Source organism: Leyella stercorea (assembly GCF_021531355.1).
Classification (GTDB): domain Bacteria; phylum Bacteroidota; class Bacteroidia; order Bacteroidales; family Bacteroidaceae; genus Prevotella.
Genome location: NZ_JADYTS010000033.1, coordinates 1 through 16718 on the forward strand (window position 1 = coordinate 1; position 16718 = coordinate 16718).

The 16718-nt window shown below is 41.5% G+C and carries 15 protein-coding genes and 2 pseudogenes; 2 read left to right on the plus strand and 15 right to left on the minus strand.

Going from position 1 to position 16718, the window contains the following annotated elements:
- The 4 genes and pseudogenes from I6E38_RS08390 to I6E38_RS08405 all read right to left on the minus strand — a co-directional run.
- A pseudogene (locus I6E38_RS08390) lies at positions 1-235 on the minus strand (IS1380 family transposase); the annotation flags it as partial.
- A 135-nt stretch (positions 236-370) separates the two neighbouring features.
- Positions 371-1741: pseudogene (locus I6E38_RS08395) on the minus strand (TonB-dependent receptor plug domain-containing protein); the annotation flags it as partial.
- Positions 1742-1771: 30 nt separating this feature from the next.
- Entirely contained in the window at positions 1772-2581 is an 810-nt protein-coding gene (locus tag I6E38_RS08400) for an HmuY family protein (protein WP_235393546.1), read from the minus strand.
- Positions 2582-3583, minus strand: coding sequence for a calycin-like domain-containing protein (locus I6E38_RS08405; RefSeq protein ID WP_235393547.1), 1002 nt, complete (start codon positions 3581-3583; stop codon positions 2582-2584). It lies immediately after the preceding gene.
- A 279-nt stretch (positions 3584-3862) separates the two neighbouring features.
- Between I6E38_RS08405 and I6E38_RS08410 the strand changes: the two genes are divergently transcribed.
- Complete coding sequence (locus tag I6E38_RS08410; RefSeq protein ID WP_235393548.1) at positions 3863-4324, plus strand: peroxiredoxin; 462 nt, start codon at positions 3863-3865, stop codon at positions 4322-4324.
- An 85-nt stretch (positions 4325-4409) separates the two neighbouring features.
- Here the strand turns inward: I6E38_RS08410 and I6E38_RS08415 are convergent, their stop codons facing one another.
- Complete coding sequence (locus I6E38_RS08415; protein ID WP_235393549.1) at positions 4410-5456, minus strand: sugar kinase; 1047 nt, start codon at positions 5454-5456, stop codon at positions 4410-4412.
- A 333-nt stretch (positions 5457-5789) separates the two neighbouring features.
- On the opposite strand from I6E38_RS08415, the gene I6E38_RS08420 reads away from it, so the two are divergent.
- Positions 5790-6047: a hypothetical protein gene (locus I6E38_RS08420; RefSeq protein WP_235393550.1), complete on the plus strand. Its 258-nt coding sequence runs from the start codon at positions 5790-5792 to the stop codon at positions 6045-6047.
- A 115-nt stretch (positions 6048-6162) separates the two neighbouring features.
- Here I6E38_RS08420 and gloA2 read toward each other — a convergent pair whose 3' ends face one another.
- The 10 genes from gloA2 to I6E38_RS08470 all read right to left on the minus strand — a co-directional run bounded on the left by gloA2 (position 6163) and on the right by I6E38_RS08470 (position 16557).
- Positions 6163-6549 (minus strand): SMU1112c/YaeR family gloxylase I-like metalloprotein, encoded by a 387-nt coding sequence (gene gloA2 / locus I6E38_RS08425; protein WP_235393551.1) that lies wholly within the window; start codon positions 6547-6549, stop codon positions 6163-6165.
- Between the two features lie 5 nt (positions 6550-6554).
- Positions 6555-7319: a YaaA family protein gene (locus tag I6E38_RS08430; RefSeq protein WP_235393552.1), complete on the minus strand. Its 765-nt coding sequence runs from the start codon at positions 7317-7319 to the stop codon at positions 6555-6557.
- Positions 7320-7562: 243 nt separating this feature from the next.
- Positions 7563-8099: a GNAT family N-acetyltransferase gene (locus I6E38_RS08435; protein ID WP_235393553.1), complete on the minus strand. Its 537-nt coding sequence runs from the start codon at positions 8097-8099 to the stop codon at positions 7563-7565.
- Between the two features lie 221 nt (positions 8100-8320).
- Positions 8321-8767 (minus strand): PepSY-like domain-containing protein, encoded by a 447-nt coding sequence (locus I6E38_RS08440; RefSeq protein ID WP_235393554.1) that lies wholly within the window; start codon positions 8765-8767, stop codon positions 8321-8323.
- 156 nt (positions 8768-8923) lie between these two features.
- Positions 8924-9670, minus strand: coding sequence for a DNA alkylation repair protein (locus I6E38_RS08445; protein WP_235393555.1), 747 nt, complete (start codon positions 9668-9670; stop codon positions 8924-8926).
- 99 nt (positions 9671-9769) lie between these two features.
- Positions 9770-11239, minus strand: a complete 1470-nt coding sequence (locus I6E38_RS08450) for an HNH endonuclease (protein WP_235393556.1) — start codon at positions 11237-11239, stop codon at positions 9770-9772.
- 8 nt (positions 11240-11247) lie between these two features.
- Positions 11248-12813, minus strand: coding sequence for a hypothetical protein (locus I6E38_RS08455; protein ID WP_235393557.1), 1566 nt, complete (start codon positions 12811-12813; stop codon positions 11248-11250).
- 641 nt (positions 12814-13454) lie between these two features.
- The gene (locus I6E38_RS08460; protein WP_235393558.1) at positions 13455-14867 is read right to left on the minus strand and encodes an HIRAN domain-containing protein; all 1413 of its coding nucleotides are present in this window, start codon (positions 14865-14867) and stop codon (positions 13455-13457) included.
- A gap of 532 nt (positions 14868-15399) precedes the next feature.
- A complete protein-coding gene (locus tag I6E38_RS08465; protein WP_235393559.1) occupies positions 15400-15822 on the minus strand; it encodes a hypothetical protein in 423 nt (140 codons plus the stop codon).
- Between the two features lie 171 nt (positions 15823-15993).
- On the minus strand, positions 15994-16557 hold the full coding sequence (locus I6E38_RS08470) for a hypothetical protein (RefSeq protein WP_235393560.1): 564 nt from the start codon (positions 16555-16557) through the stop codon (positions 15994-15996).
- Positions 16558-16718: the final 161 nt, after the last annotated feature.

Genomic DNA, 16718 nt, shown 5'->3' on the forward strand with positions numbered 1-16718 from the left:
GATACGAGAGATGGCGCATCAGTTGTGACGTTACATCTTCCACGCATGAGCCGCCACAGAAATAAACGCTCATAAGCGAACGGATGATTTCGCTGTATTGATAACCATACAGCCTACATCTCATACCGAGGGTTGAGTCGATTACAGATGAGAGATTGGAGTCAAATTGCTCCATTATTGAAAAAATTCCTCCAAAAGGAGAGAGTTTCTCAGATTTTATTGCTACCTTTGCCATGTCTGTCGGGTTTGATACATATTTTGATTTGCAACACTAAGATAGGTGAAAAATCTGACATGGCAAAATCCTGAGCAACTTTTTGTTGCTCAGGTACTTATAAAATAAGTTAAACTAAAATGCTGCGGAATTTAGGTAATATACCGATGCCGTGAAGTTGTAGTGGCTCTTGGTGTATTCGGCCGAGAGGTTGAAATTATGGCTCACTTCCGACTTAAGGTTGGCGTTGCCCTCAACTATCCATATGCCTGACATATCGAAGTTGTAGTATTTCTCCTTGAGCGTCGGCGCACGGAATCCCATGCCGTAGCCTGCACGTACCGAGAGGTTGCGCAATGGCTTGTAGCAAAGGTTGAGCTTTGGTGTAAGATGCGACTCCTGGCCGTCGGAGAAGTAGTCGTAGCGTAGCGCGCCCACCACCTCCCATTTGTCGCTGACGTGCCAGTCGTACTGTGCGAAGAGGTCCCAACTGTCTTGTTTGCGTGTGCTGCCCTCAAGGTTGGTGTTGTACAGATAGTCGTGCATCAGGTCGGAGCCTATAGTCAGAACGTCGCCCTCTGCAAAGTAGTGGTTGTAGAGCAGACGCAATGAGTTCTGCACATTGCTGTAGTCGCGTATGTCGAGGCGTGTAATGCGCTGATAGTCCGACTTGTCGTACTGGTCGAAGGCATAGCTTGCCTGTAGGTCGTCCTGCGAGCTAATGTTCCAGTTCATGCGGAGTCCGCCTGTGAAGTCGCGATAGCGTTCGGGCTGGTCGGCAGAGCGCACCGTCTCACGAAAGAAATATCCGGCACGTCCCGTAAGGCTGAAGCTTGTGGTGGGGCTCCACGTAAGTTGCTCCTTGAGGTTGATGGTCTTGTCGCCATATACGGTTGATATGATTCGTGTTACGGGATTTGTGGCACTATGCACATCGTAATTGTCACGACTGTTGTAGTTGGCTGTGAGCATATTGTTCCAATGCTTGCAGCTCAGTCCGAACGTGGCTCCATACCGTTGCTCGTTATGCTTGGCGTAGCGGCCGTTGACGTTGAGTGTCCAGGGCTGCTTGTTGCGCTTGGTGATGATATTGATGACGCCGCCAGTAGCGTTGCTGCCGTATAGAGCTGATGCGGCTCCCTTGACTATCTCTATGCGCTCCACATTGTCCATGTTGAGTCGGGTGAAGTCCACGTCGTCCATAGTCTCGCCAGCCAGTCGCTCGCCGTCAACAAGAAACAGGACTCCTTGGCCGCCAAAGCCTGAGAAATTGAGGTGGGTCTGCTGGTTCATGGCATACGAGAACTCCACTCCAGGCAATTCCTGCTGCAGGAGGTCTTGCACGTTGGTGGCGTCGAGACGTGCTATTTCCTTTGCGCTGATTACACGTGTCTGTATCGGGGTGTCCTTCAGAAACTTAGGCGTGCGTGTGCTCGTCACCACCACTTCGTCCAGACTGAACTGGCGATAGATGGAGTCGGTGTAAGCGTCTTGTGCAGCTATGGTCTGCCATGAAGCCGAAGCCATCAGCAAGTAGAGGTATATATGTCTGTTCATTTAATATGGATACTTGTAATTGATTGTGAGATAACACTTGGTGCCGTTGGACGACAGATAGTTTTCGAGTTGCAATGCCGCATAGCTGCCATCCTTCAGACGTAGTATGAAGACATGATTGTTCATGCTGAATGCCGGTGGCATAGGAGGAATCTCCATGCTGAGCCATGACGACAGTACGCGGTTTATCTCAATACCTTGCGACGGTACATAGCCTAAAAGCATCTGGTCCTGACTATCCCAAACCTCGTTCTCGGTCCATTCGTCCTCTGTGAATTGCATGTTGTGGAAGATCTCGCTCGTCTCGGGCAATTCTTCCATAGAGGTGTAGGTGGTCTCAAGCACGGCTCCTCCGTTAGTACGCACGTTGTTGCGATGTACGGCGAAGGTCCAGTTGTCGGGAGCGGTTTGGGCGGCAGTAGGAGTGAAATACGAGAACGTGTTGTTCTTGATGCCAGCTCCAAACACGTCAAACCAGTACATGTACTGTCCTGTTTTTTTGTCTGTGACGGGAGTAGTGACCTTGTCGCCAGTAGGTTCCATGGGGATAGGGTAGGCGGTAAACTCGGTCTGCGCCTTGAGCAAGGCTTCCTCGTCGCCGTTTATAGTGAGCTGGTGCAGCTCGTTCAGGTCGACATAATACCAGTCGGTCCAACTTGTAGCATTGATCACCATCTGTCCCTTAGCCGGTACAATCTCCTTAGGCTGGTCGTATATATCGTCAAAAATGCCGTTGCAAGCAGTGAGCATAATGATGTTCATTCCTACAACGGCCATTTTGAGAAGATTCTTTGTAATCAAATTCTTCATTTATTTCTTAAGATATTTCTTACCATTAACGATAACTATTCCCTTGTAGCTCTCGCTTACTTCCTGTCCTTGCAGGTTGTACATCTTGCCGTCGTTCTTACGGTTGTTCTTTATTGAAGTAATGCCCGTAGACTGAGTGTCAAACTTGCTTTCGATAGCGAAAGGCATGGCTCCCATCTGGAACCTGTTGACGATGTCGGTAATGTTGTTGCCGCTATACTTCACAAGGATGTTGTTGTCCTTGGTGTTGTTGAACGAGTAGTCGCCGTCCATGGTTTTGTTGCCGCCATTTTCGGCTGTGAAGTGGAATTTCAATCCATCGTCCTTGTAGTCGCGATAGAATCCGCCTTTCGACTCGTCGTAGGTCAGTCCCTTAACGGTATATGTGCCAAGCGTAAGATTGCCCATTACGGTATTTTCGAGAGTGTAGGTCGAAATCTCGACATCAGCCTTCTGTACATCGCCATCCATATACTTGCGCACGTCGTAGCTGACGCTCTTGTTGGCGTAATTGAATGCTCCGCCCACGTTGACTGTAATGGGGCTGCTGACGGTCTTCACAGAGTAAGCCTTGATGTTGTAGGTAGTGCTGAGGGGCATAGAGCCATATTGGAAAACAACCTTAAGGGTGAGCGAGTTGTCCGCCATGTTGTATGTGCCCGACAAGGAAGAACCGGTTATCGATTTCTCATTTCCGTCAACCGTAACTTTCGAAGCGAAGGTCTGGTCGGCAAAGCTGATGACATGATTGTCGCCCATGGTAAATGCCACGTTCTCTATTGTAAATGACGGTATGGTGGCCATGCCCTTCATCGCTGGGAGCGTGATGTTGCCAGCCGACATGCTTGCCATTTCAAACTTGATGGTGTCGCTTGGGTTGTCGATATTTGTAGTCAAAACTTTTACTGACGAAGCACCTGCAAAACGCAATGCACCATGCATCTGTGCCATGATATTACCTGCCATAAGAGTGGCGAAAATGAGAGTAAAGATTTTCTTCATATAATCCTAAAATGTTAATGTACGTATTGCTTTTAATTTATCCGGATGGCTTATCGTAAGCCACTTGTCTTTTGGGACTGCAAAGTTAGCGAGCTTACGTAGGTTGGACAATACTCAAAAATAAGTAAACCGCCCAATGCCTATTATTAGGTATTAAATAGGTATGAATGGCGCGTTTTGCATAGTTTAACAAAGAATTTCAAGCTATTCCCGTTTGTAATACTTACTTTTGTGTAGTAATGCTTGAAACTTTAATGATAAATAAAAAAATATACAGTTATGACTATTGGAGATAAAATACCTGAGATTCTTGGCATCGACCAAGACGGACGTGAGATTAAGGCGAGCGACTATCGTGGCAAGAAGATAGTGCTTTACAGCTATCCTAAGGCTAATACCAGCGGATGTACAGCAGAAGCCTGTTCGCTACAAGCCCACAAGGAAGAGCTGGCAGCTGCCGGTTATGAGATTATAGGTGTAAGTAAGGACAAACAGACTCTGCAGAAGAAATTTGCCGATGCCCAGGGTTTGCAGTTCCCGCTTATAGCCGATACTGAAACCACACTGTTGCAGGAACTTGGATGTTGGGGAGAGAAGGTGGCTTGCGGTAGAAAAACTATCGGCATTCTGCGAACCACTTATCTTGTTGATGAAAATGGCATTATAGAGAAAATCTTTACTCCAAAAGAAATCAAGACCAAGATACATGCCGAGCAGATTCTTGATTTTATCAACAAATAAGATTTTAAACAACAAAAACAACGTTATCCTACATCGTTTTGATGTTTGTAACGTTGTTTTTGTTGTTTTTATATTGTTTGTATTTTTAACGCTGTATTCTGCCTCCCGATGAAGTCAGATTGCTTATGATTTCTTCTTCCGTAACCAAGTTCTGATCGCCTGGCACTGTGTTCTTCAAGGCACTTGCCGAAAGCGCGAAGTCGAGACAACGTTGGTTGGCATCGGTCCACTTCTGTTGGGCGTGGATATAGCCAGCTACGAAGGCATCGCCTACACCCATAGGGTCTATGATAGGCTGTATGTCGTATATCTTGGTGGTATACAGACGGTCTTCCACAGCATCGTAGAGCACACCGGTGAGGGTGTGGTGGCTGCTGGCCAATTGGTTGCGCAAAGCCATAATCATCTTCTTGCACTTAGGGAACAATTGGTGCATCTTGCGGAAATACTCTTGATAGGCTTCCTTGTCAATTTCAAAGTTTGCATCCGAAGCATTAAAGGGGATATGATTGACTCCGCTTGCTACCTTCCATTCATTTTGGTCGCCAAATACAATGTCGCTATATTGCATCATATTGTATATGACATCATGTGGCTGCATGCCATATCCCCAAAGGTTCTTGCGATAGTTGATGTCGCAGACAATTGTCAGCCCTTTTGATTCTGCCAGTCGCAAGGCATCCATAGTTGACTCCATAGAGTCGCGGCTGATGGCGCACGTTATGCCTGAGCAATGGAACACAGCTGCATCTGCCAACACCTTATCCCATTCTATCATTCCTCTTTTCAAGGAATACATGGCAGAATTCTTACGGTCGTAAATCACATGAGAATTGCGCATTGCCACAGCTTCCTCAAAATAGTAAGTACCAAGACGGTCGCCACCACGCACTACATGCGAAACATTCAGCCCATACTCTCTGAGATGCATAAGTGCAGCTTCGCCCATAGCGCCGTAAGGCAATCGTGTTACGTATTCTACGTTGTTGCCCAGATATGCTAACGAAATGGCTGTATTTGCCTCACTGCCTCCATAGTTGCCCAACATACGATGGCCTTGAAACAAGCGCTGATATTCGGGCTTGGAAAGTCTTAACAATATTTCTCCAAAAGTTACTATCTTTGTCTTCATACATCTTTGTTTTTTAAGTAGTGTGTAAAAGTACTCATTTTTCTAATAAAACACCTATGTTTATTGGTATTTTTTGTACTCGGCTTTTTCTCTGTCCTAAGGAGCTGTAAATTATAATGCGTTTTAATAGTCGACAAGAATAAAAATATGTTAAAGACAGAGCTGTTGTAGACTTAAAAAAGCTGAAAAGTGAGTGTTGTATACTTCTGAATGAACGTATTTTTTTTGTAAATTTGTATTGCAAAAAAGCATATAAAAACATCTAAAAACCATAAAGAAATAACAAAAACAATAGAAATTCAGCTTGAAAAAAGCCGCACGTTCGCCAAAGGCATGAAACGACATATCAGCGAAATGGGTGAGCGTGGAGTAACGAACGATGAGATTGCCAAATTTGAGAATAATTTGGATATACTCGAACTGCAAAGTGCAGAGGTTGACAAGATACGCGCCGAACTTACTGAAAAGGTAAGGCGCATGAACGAGACCTTTATGACCGTTAAGGAAACTTATAGCGAGACCAAGAAGGTCATTAAAGGCTATTATCCGCAAGAACGCTGGATTGACTATGGCATTCCAGACAAGCGATAGTGGAGCTGTTATTTATACCAAGCAAAAACCGGTCGTCAGAACGTGCATTAAAAAATGCGTTCCGATGACCGGTTTTTCTTTATGAGTCTTGTCTTGCAAAGTGGGCGCTGCTTCTTTACTTTTCGTACAGTTCTATCGGCAGCCCGTCGGGGTCGCTGAAGAACACAAACTGCTTGCCGGTATATTCGTCCGTGCGTATCGGCTCGTGCTTTACGCCCTTGCTGTCAAGCTCGCTGACGGTTGCCGCAAGATTGTCCACCTCGAATGCAAGGTGACGCAGACCGGCTGCTTCGGGATAGGAAGGACGTGCAGGAGGATTGGGAAAGGAGAACAGCTCCACTACGTATGTGTCGCCCATCCAGCAGTCAGCCTTCCATGATTGGCGTTTCTCACGATAATGTTCGCTTACGATCTTCAAGCCCAGCACTTCTGTATAGAACTGCTTAGATTGCTCATAGTCAGAGCAAATCACGGCTACATGATGTATTTTGTTTAGTTTCATATATTTTATTTGATAAATTCTCTTACGAAATGCGGATTGTTCGCATCGCCTAATAGCGGAGCGTATTCAAAGCCTTCGTAGCTGAAAGTTGAGAGTTCTTCGGGAGTGACGAGGCGGTTGTTAAGAATGAAGCGGACCATTGCTCCGCGGCACGACTTTGCCCAAACAGCCTGCATCTTCAGTCTGCCGTCTTTCTGCCGCACATAGAAGAGAGGCTGATTGACCGTCACCTCCTTACAAACCCTCTTCCAGTCGAACAGATGTTCATATTCCTCCGTGGAGAGATGCAGGAGGATGCCGTCGTCTGCCTTCACGCTATCTATTAGCACATCCGTCAGTCGGTCCTTCCAGAACTGATTAATTGGCTTGTCGTTTGTGGCTTCTATCGTGACGCAATGCTCCATACGATAGGGCACAATGCCGTCCATAGGGCGAAGCAGACCATAGAGGAAACACGTTATCCAAAGATGCTTCTGGGCATACTCCAATGCCTCGTCGCTCAAGGTGGCAGCACGCAGATGCTTGTATGCCTGACCGTTGTAGGCAAGCAGGGCAGGCATCTTCTCGGCTGCCATGAAGTTCTGGTATCGTTGCCAATTCTCTGCCGCTATCTTCTTGCTGCAATCCAGCTGCCGAGCCAAATCCTCCACGTCCATCCTTGCCATTTCCGCAGCCAAAGTGTCTGCCACGGTCTGGAAGAGTGGGGCAGACACAGGCTTTCTGTCCGCCTTGCCGAACATTATCTTGGCGTTTGCTAATAATATCTGCATGTTGTGTTTTGCTTGTGTTTGTTGTGCAAATATACACCATTTATTTCGAAATAACCAGCTTTTAGCGATATATATATACAATATGCACATTACGTGTGCGCCAAGGACAGGGAAAAGCATTGGAACGATGGTTTAACTTATATCGTACTTCATGTTCATCTTGTCATTTAAAGATTAAACCGTTGATAATGAGCCTTTTAGAGGGAAGGGGTGTGACGATTCTTCCAATTCCAGTTCTTCCAATTAATTTTCAATGGGTTGCGTTTTGCTTCTGTACTTAAACACTTTGACCATATCCTTGTCGCCACCCACAAGCTGGCTGCATCTGTTCAGCATTCCGGTGTCTGAGAAACCGCATTTCTCCATGACTCTTCCCGATGCAGGATTTCCGGTGAAATGGTCTGCCCAGATGTTCTCGAAATGCTTCTCGTGGATGCAGTAGTCGAGCATCAGCTTCAAGGATTCGGTGCAGATTCCTCTGTTCCAATAAGGCTTTCCTATCCAATAGCCCACCTCGCAGTCGTTTTCTCCGATAGGGATGTTGCTGGTTTCATGGGTGTAGTAGCCGATGCAGCCGATAGCCTCGCCAGTCTCTTTCAACACAATCGCCCATGTCGTGTCATTATGGAAGTATGTCCGGATAATCTCCAGACTTTCCTCTTCAGACTTATGTGCCGGCCATCCTGCACGAGGTCCTACGTCAGGGTCTGAGGCGTACTTGAAGAGCGCCTCAGCATCCGATTCTTGCCAATGGCGAAGTAAAATTCTTTCTGTTTCCATCAGATTATATCAATGTTTTGCATTTTATTTATTATGTGCACTTACCCCAGCCAGTCGGTAAAGATAAGTATACATTCATGCACCTTCTCAAAGAATTTCCCTATCCGGCGCTTGATGCCCTTCCAATGATTCATATTCTTCGTAACTTTTTACTTAAAACAATCATATAATTTATCTGTTGTTTTCACCCTATGCAGGAAAATCTATTTACAAGATGCAGATCAGTCAATATCTATTAATAGGAAATGCTTGTTGAAGGTCAAATCCAATCCGTTTGTCAGTTCTACCTCGTATTCATTCTTGTTCATTTCAATCTTTTTCACCGATTGTCCTGCATAATTATCCTTCAAGTAGTTCTTGATGGCTTGCGGAATCAACAGAGCTGGCACGATTCCCAGCTTGCAGTCTATCTCTGTAAGATTTCCTTTTTTGTCGAACTCCAGCTTCGTGCCATTCTGCAGAACCACATCATAGCTTCTGCTGACAACTCCCGATTCAATCGTTGCAAGCATCACCTTCTGATTGTTGAAATGGTTGCTGAGTAAGGTTTGAGCCTTTACCGGGAGTGCATTAACGGCGATAGGCTTGTCGTTGCCCGCATTCGCCACCATATTGCATGAAACCATGCAGCAAATGGCAATCATCAACTTTCGAAAAATTCTTTTCATAAGCTAAAATTAAAAAAATTATAATACCTAAAAAGCGATGGGTGCTTAAACGCCATCATCTAAGAATTAGACGCAAATCGTGCCTGAAAGTTTAAAGAGAAATATGCTCAATCACAACATATGTAGAAGTGTCTTGTGTCATAATTGTTTTATCTTTCACTTCGTGACACGTTTTCTCGCCATGGCAGAGTTCAAATAAATTTGACTCTGCTCATTTGGCTTAACGAAAACCTTCAATGTCCGCAGATATTCCTTCTGCTCGGGCGTGATTCTGTAGCTCTCGATGGCCTTCTGTATAGTCTTGTTGTGCGTCCAGTGGGCAAGGCGGCGTTGCTCGATGTAGGGAATCGCCTGGTCCCATTGCTTGGCAAGGGCGGTGGCAAAGAACCAGGCAATCATCATCTTTACGTAATACTCTTCGCTCCTTACAGAGGCTGGAATTTCAAGATACTCAGCCTTGAAGTCTTTGTCCAGATAATGAGACATAAGCATTCCTATTCCAAAGCGACAAGTATAAACGTGTGACGATTTGCTCCAAGTCTTGATCTTCGCCAATAGCTCCTTCTTGTGTTTGGCAAACACCTTCGGAGACATGATGTCGCAAACTGCCCAGTTGTCCACGAATGGCAGGAATCTGTCAGTAAGACAAATGCATTCTTCGTAGTCCTTCACCTCGGAAACGAGGAGTCCGTGAAGCATGTTCTCATCGTAGTATTCATGAGGAAGCTGCTGAAGGAAATCCTCGCATTCAGCCTCCTTTGTAAATTCTTTTGCGAACTTGCGAAGCACAGGCACACGAATGCCTATGAAACTCTCCACAGGCACTCCCGGTGTCAGTTTGGCCTGGAAAGTAGCATACTGCTTATCCTGCATGGCGAACAGTCTTTCTTGAAGTGATGTCATATGTTTCAGTTTTGTCTTTTTTCATTACCAATCTAAATGCTATCCGAAAGGAGTCTTTGAATAGAATATAACAATTTACTCCTTAAGAAAAACATAATTCTAATTTCTTTTATTGATGATGTTGTCATATTGTCCACTTTTAATAAAGTTATAAGCTATCTTTTTAGCTTCTTCTATAGACTTTAGTTTTTTACGACCTTTTATCGAACCAACACTCATGGTGCAGTAACCATCATTTGATTGGTAAATTGAAATGTTTATTTCACCAATATTATTTGTGTATATAATATATTGGTTACTTTGTTCTTTTATCCAATTTACATCAAGCATAAAATGAACATAATCGTCTTGTTCGATTGTTTTGATTAAAGATGTATAATTACATAGATTTGTATATGCAATATTCTTTGCTTCTTCAAAGTCTGCACATTTTTTTATTGGTGTAAAGTAGTATGTAGAGTGCTTGTCCATACTATACACTAAATATCTATTATGCTTTACAGATAACATTTTTTCTTTATTATTGAAACGAAATGTAATAAACCCATAGTCAAAGTATTTGTCATCGAATTTTCCCTTCCATCTGGACAAGTTGTTGATAATCTCATATAAAATATCATTCTTTTTGTTCAAACGAATAGAACGAAATTTTATAGGGTCATGGAGTAATTCAAATAAAAAAAGTTGTGCATCAGCAATGTTTTTTCTTGTGCCAAAATGATGTGCGTCAACATATATCTCAAATTCTTCCATAAGTTCAGAATCATCCATATATACATTAACTCTATGATATATCTTTCTTATGTAAAAATGATGGTTTGAATAAAGTCCTGTTATTAAATCATTATTTTCCTCCGTTAGTAAATCATAATTTGTTGTATTCTTAAATTGTTCCCATTCCTTTTGGCGTAAATCTGAAACCATATCTTTAACCATCCCGTTAACATATAGTTCAAATGCAAAGCATTTTGCTTCATTTATTGACTGAAAGCTTTCATCAAGGATATAACCGTCAATTTTTATAGTGAAAGAATCCCCATTAGTATGGATTTCGAACCTATTTTTATTAAAGTTTCGAAATAGCATCCCGTCTTCTCCTTTTTCCCATTTGTTTAATGATGATCTTTTTCTTTTTTCTCTCTTCTCTAATTCTGAAGCTTCCAGGCTCTCTGTTAACGAATTAGCACAAGTTGCACCAACATACAAATATCCTACACTTGGATGGAATACTGTATGCTGATATCTTAATTGACTATCGCAATTGTCACATCTTCCGACTAAATCCCCTAAATCTTCCATACCAATATACTCCCACCCAAACTTTGGCATCTCCAAGAGATTATGTTCCTCAGCATGGCATCTGCGACAATATGTTGTAACATCTTCAGGATTGTACTCCCATGGACGAAGACCTCGATAATATACTTTATGATGTATATTAAGATTCGAAGGCTCTTCCTTATAACATGTGTTGCATTTTGTACATGTATAGTTATCTAATTCCAGTATTCTGGATCTAAATGTTTTCCATTCTTCTTTCTTTAGTAAATTTTTATATTTCGTTTTCATTTTTATATTTATGCTTTACCCCATTCTATTTCATCAATCCAACCATAGTCTTTTGCTTTTCTCCATGCAGTAAAAGCACCTTTAGAAAATTCTGTTCGATTCCTATATTTTTTGCCTTCTTCCATTACATGCTCTTTTACATCCCAATAGCCATCGGGCTTCTTTTTCTCTTTTATCCACGGCATTTCCTTGAATATTGTTTTGTCTTCACATGCATGTTGGTATGCTGTCGGACTATTTATTGCAAATTCTGTTTTTGAAGTGTATTTCTTAGATTCTTCAATAATTGCTTCTCTGGTCCATTTTGATATTATGCCTAAAGGAAGAGGCTTTAACCATGTCATTTCAGGAAGCCAATCATTAACCATCGCTTTAATAAAAGCACCTTTGGCATTATTCTCAAATTCCTTTTTGTTAGAATATTTATGGCTTTCTTCAAACACCCTTTCTTTAGTCCAATAGTTATGTGGCTTTTTCTTATCTTTAAGCCAAGTCATTTTTTTGAGCCATCCTTTTTCACTTGCAACCTGATGTGCTCCACCTGAGAATTTTCTGAAGTCACATTTATATTCATATTTATGGCTCTCTTCAATGACTGCCTCGTAAGTCCATCTTATATCTCTTTCTGGTGTTTTCAACCAAGTCATTTCTGGAAGCCACTTGTTATCATTGGCATGACTATATGCACCGCCCGCTTTCTTTCGAAATTCGCTTCTACTATGGTATTTTTTAGATTCTTCAAATACTTTTTCTTTTGAAGTCCATTTAGCGATACCACCAATTGAGCCAACATTTTTTCCAGTTGGAGCAATGTTCAGAAGATTATAATCATCATTTGCATATTGTTTCTTGTAATAATCTTCATAATATTGACTTTCCAATACCGTCAGACCATCCTTCAGAATAATTGGTTCTGGAATGTTTTTGCCAAAATATTTTCTTACCGCACTATTAGGTTCGTATTTATGTCTCTTTTTCCTACTGTTTTTATCTATTGTAAGCCCTACATATGCAACTTTATTATTTTCATCAATATAGGCGTACACAGTTGAGTTATGCTCTTCTTTTCTTTCATCATAACTACGCGGTTTCATCCAGTCAAATTTATTAAGAATTTTGTATTCACTTGCCCAACTATATGCTGCTGGTTCTTTTTCTTGAAAATCCTTTTTATTTGAGTAGTTGCGAGCTACTTCAAATACCTTTTCTTTAGTCCATAATTTCTTTCCTGGATTATCCTGTATTAAACCTAATTCTGGTAACCAACCATTTTTCTTTGCTTGGTTATATGCGTATTCATTTATGCGCCTAAAATCAGCATATGTTGTACATTTGTGTTCTTGTATAAATGAAACTACTACATCTTTTGTGTATTTGTGATTTGCACGTGGCCCACGCTTTTTGTGACGGTCTGTTTTCAACCATATCATCTCTTTTATCAGCTTCTTTTCATTAGCCTTTTTGTATGCTGTAGGTGCATTTATCTTAAACTCTATTGGAGTTTTGTATTTCTTCGACTCTTCAATGATTCTATCATCAGTCCAGTAACCATATGGGTGTGTTTTATTTGCCATGTCTTTAAGGTTTTGTTGTTAGTATATTATATCGAGTATAATCTGCATCTTGCAAGCTTCTCATTAGATTCTTTATAGACAAATATTCTGCATTTCGATCTGCTTCTATTTTAATCTTCAAGTCTTTACTTTTTGTAATCTCTTTGTAGGTAGCTATAGTGTTACTTATCTCTGAAAGTTTAATTTCCCATATTGTGAGTCTTCACTTGTAACCTTTAGATTTGTCAATTTAGCAAATTTCAACCTAACCGTATCACTTGGAATGTAGACACAATATTTGCCTATCTTATTGACTTTGATTACCAAAGCATTTGAGAACGAGCCTGTTTGAATTACTTTAACAGGCTCTTTTTTTATTTTACTACAACTGCAAAAGAAGACAGAAATTATGAGCAATGAAATAACTTTGTATAAATAGAATTCTTTATTCATTGTAACTTCGTTATTGTCTATGTGTATACCTGTTGGCAGTATAAAGTATGCACTAAATTAATTCTGCCAACAGGTATACACATCTGGCTTAATAAGCCAACTTTTAGATTCTTTTATTCAATTCCTATCTCACATATAGAACTACGTTTGCCTGTTGCAGTTTCTATGTCTAATGCAACGAAAGAAAAACTTGTCATAATTATACACAGTTATAGAGTTTCTATAAATTCACTAAGCTCGATAGATTGACAGCTGCTATTGCCCCCTTTGAACGATTTTATTTTAGTAAAATTGACATCATTATTTTTGAAGGCATTAACGTCTATCATATCTTTCTTAATATCAACCTCTGTGTCAATCCATTTTTCGTCAATACGACAGATTGAGGCCTTGATCTGTCCTTTTGCCATAAAGATATGGGCGAAAGGTTGATCTTTTTTAGGGAGATAGCCAATGATATTTCCTTCAAGATAGAAAGCCAAAGCATTTGGGTCGTATTCATTTGTTGGATCTGGTTTTAGAATGACAGTTACTCCCTCTTTTATAGAAGACTTAAGCTCCTCATAATTATCACGGTATTGAATACCAACGATGTTGAGATTCATTTTGCCATCCATAATAGTCTTTCTGCGATAGTCAAATTCTACAGGGTCAACAAGATAGCTCATTTCGTAATGAACTAAAGCATCTGTTGCTCCATCGTCTGAAGTCTCTTTGGCATATTCTGCAGGGATAATAAAGAGTTCTGCTTGTATATCAGTAACATCATCACAATTGAAATTAATGAATCCTGCTGCACCCAATCTGTGACCAAGATAATCTGCTATTTCTTTGCTTTCGAAAGAATATACCTCATCAAAATTATTCTCGTCAAGAAGTTGAATTGTAGTCCCTTCTGCACGAGCAACATAACAAGGTGCATCTCCTGCTAATTGCTTGCCTAGATGAGCATGAACGAAGTGTAAAGTATCTAAGGCTCCAGATAAATGGACATTAAATTCTTTCTTGGGCAATGTTGCTTCATCTTCTTGCTTGTTGTCCTTGCAACTATCTTTTGCTTTATCAAGGTATTCTTGATTATAGAACAATGTCCACACGCCAAGTTCAATGTCGCCAGTATCTATATCACGAGACATTATTATGCTGCAACCATCTATATCCCAGCTAAAACTATCATAGTAGCTATCAAATTTTCCACGGAACTTTGTTGCTGCAGCAGTATTTGTATAATTGCCGTTATGAACTAAATCCCTTTCTATCAAATAGTAAATGTCAAAGGCATCATCCCATGTATATGGACACTTGAAGAAGAAATTTGTAGCGGAGTTTCCAATCACTTTTGCATTTACTGAAGAGAAGTAAACGTTGTGGATATGGTTGTTTGTGAAAATTCTGATTATATTATTTTCATTATACTCGCATTCTCCTTCTATCCATAGCTCATTAGGCGATGACTTTAAGTTTACGCCAAAGAAGTTTTCCCAACTTGTCATGTTATTTTCATGAGCAGATTGAGACATAGAATTAGTGACTTGCTGTTCATGGTCTTCCTTATCGTTGCTGTTGATGTCGTAGGAAGATTGAGCTGTTGAGTCTCCAAATAATTTCTTAAAAAAATTCATACTTCCATTTTTTGAGGGTTGTTGTATATGATTGTTAAATACAAAGCGTGAGACTCTACACTTACTCGTCACTCTTTCTAGGCCGTAGGAAACCATTGGTTGATGACGAACAGATAGAATCTCACGTTGAAAGTTATATATAACCCCGAAAAGTGTGCCGCTGAGGTTTGTCCTCCTTGGCACACTACGAGGGTTGATTATACAACCTACCCGTGACATCTTCTCTGCAATGCCATTGACAACCAATTTGAATTTCCTACGTTCAGAAAGTTCAATGAGCAAAGCGTTGATGACGCCTTATGTATGTTTGCAAACGCACTTATTGCGAATGCGCTGCAAAGTTACTAAAAATATATGAGAATAAAAACCTTATGGTCTAATGGTTGAAAAAAAACTAATTTTTTAATCCACTTATGCCATGATAAAGGCAAAAACAGCGTTCCTTGCATTACCCTTTTGGTAATAGTGCAAGAAACGCTGTTATTGTTTTGAGAGAGATTATGATGGTGTTGTCAACCTTGCAGGGATGGTACTAAGCATCCACCTCGCCATCGCCACCTCCAACACCACTCCCCGGTTTAGTCGTTGTGGTGGTGCTCTCTGGCAGTTTGATGTTGCCTTTATCGTCCATGTACTTGTAGATTACCTGATTGATGTTGGAGAAAGCAAAGGCACGTTTTAGCTTCTGTACGCGCTGATAGTCGGCGGTGCCCTTCAGTCCGTTCTTCTCGCTTGGGCGGTTGGTGTTAAGCCATGCGGTACAGGCTGCCTGCTTGGTTGCAAACTTCTCGCGCTGTGCCAACTGCTTTTCGGTGGCAGGTCCCTTGTATGGGTTAGAGAGCTTGGCGAGGTGGATTTTGTTACTTGATGAGTTGGTGGCGAAGTAGTCGTTTGAATTGTTGCCATACTTGCCGCTGATGCCCTTAATGACATCAATAGGAGTAATTCTTGCCATAACTAATTAGAGTCCACTGCTTTGCTTCCATGGCAATTTATTAATTCTGTGGACACTACTTAACAATAACTCCATTAATGTTATATATTACTACGGCAGAGCCCAAAATGATAATTGACTCTGCCGTAGATAGAATAAGTTCTAATGTATTTGGGGACTTGTCACATAAACCTAACACGCTCTCAAACCGCTCACCATACGATGAAGCTTTACAGCATCAGTCGGCATAAACTCGAAGGAGTCGAAGTCGCCGTAGCAGGAGCGGTAGCCGGATAGATATTTGGCGGCGCGATAGAGTCTGTAGAACACGTTGCCAGGCTTAAGGGACACACTTACTGACAACTCGTATTCGGTCTGAATGCTTCTGTCGTTGAGTGTGTCTTGATAGGCTTCAAGAGAGACCTCATACACATTCTCTTTGCTGCAGAATGTGAAAGCAAAGGGAGCTACAGCCATATCTGTAGCCGAGGTGCCTCCATCCAAAAAGTTGGCAAACCATTCCAGTCTGCCGGCATCCTCGGGGCGTAACAGCAACGCGTCAAAATCACCATCCTTACGCTTTCTGCCAAAGAGATATTTAGTAGCACTTTTCAGTTTATCCCAAAATTCAAGATGAACAAGATGGAAACTTCCATAAACAACGCGTTCTTCGTCTTCTGTGGGTTCGAAAGTCCCTAAAACCAACTGATGGCTGATATCATGACATTTGCAAATAAAAAATTCAGTCTTTTCCATAAATTCCAATTTTGATTAATAATGACTTTTGGCAAAAGGGCTTAGTGGTATTTTGTATTTCGCAAACTCCATGCCAAGAAATGAAATTAACGGAGCTTAGCTCACCACGCGTGAGCCATTTGGCTGCTTCGTGCTCAAGTAGAGTGAGATTGCCGCTTTTC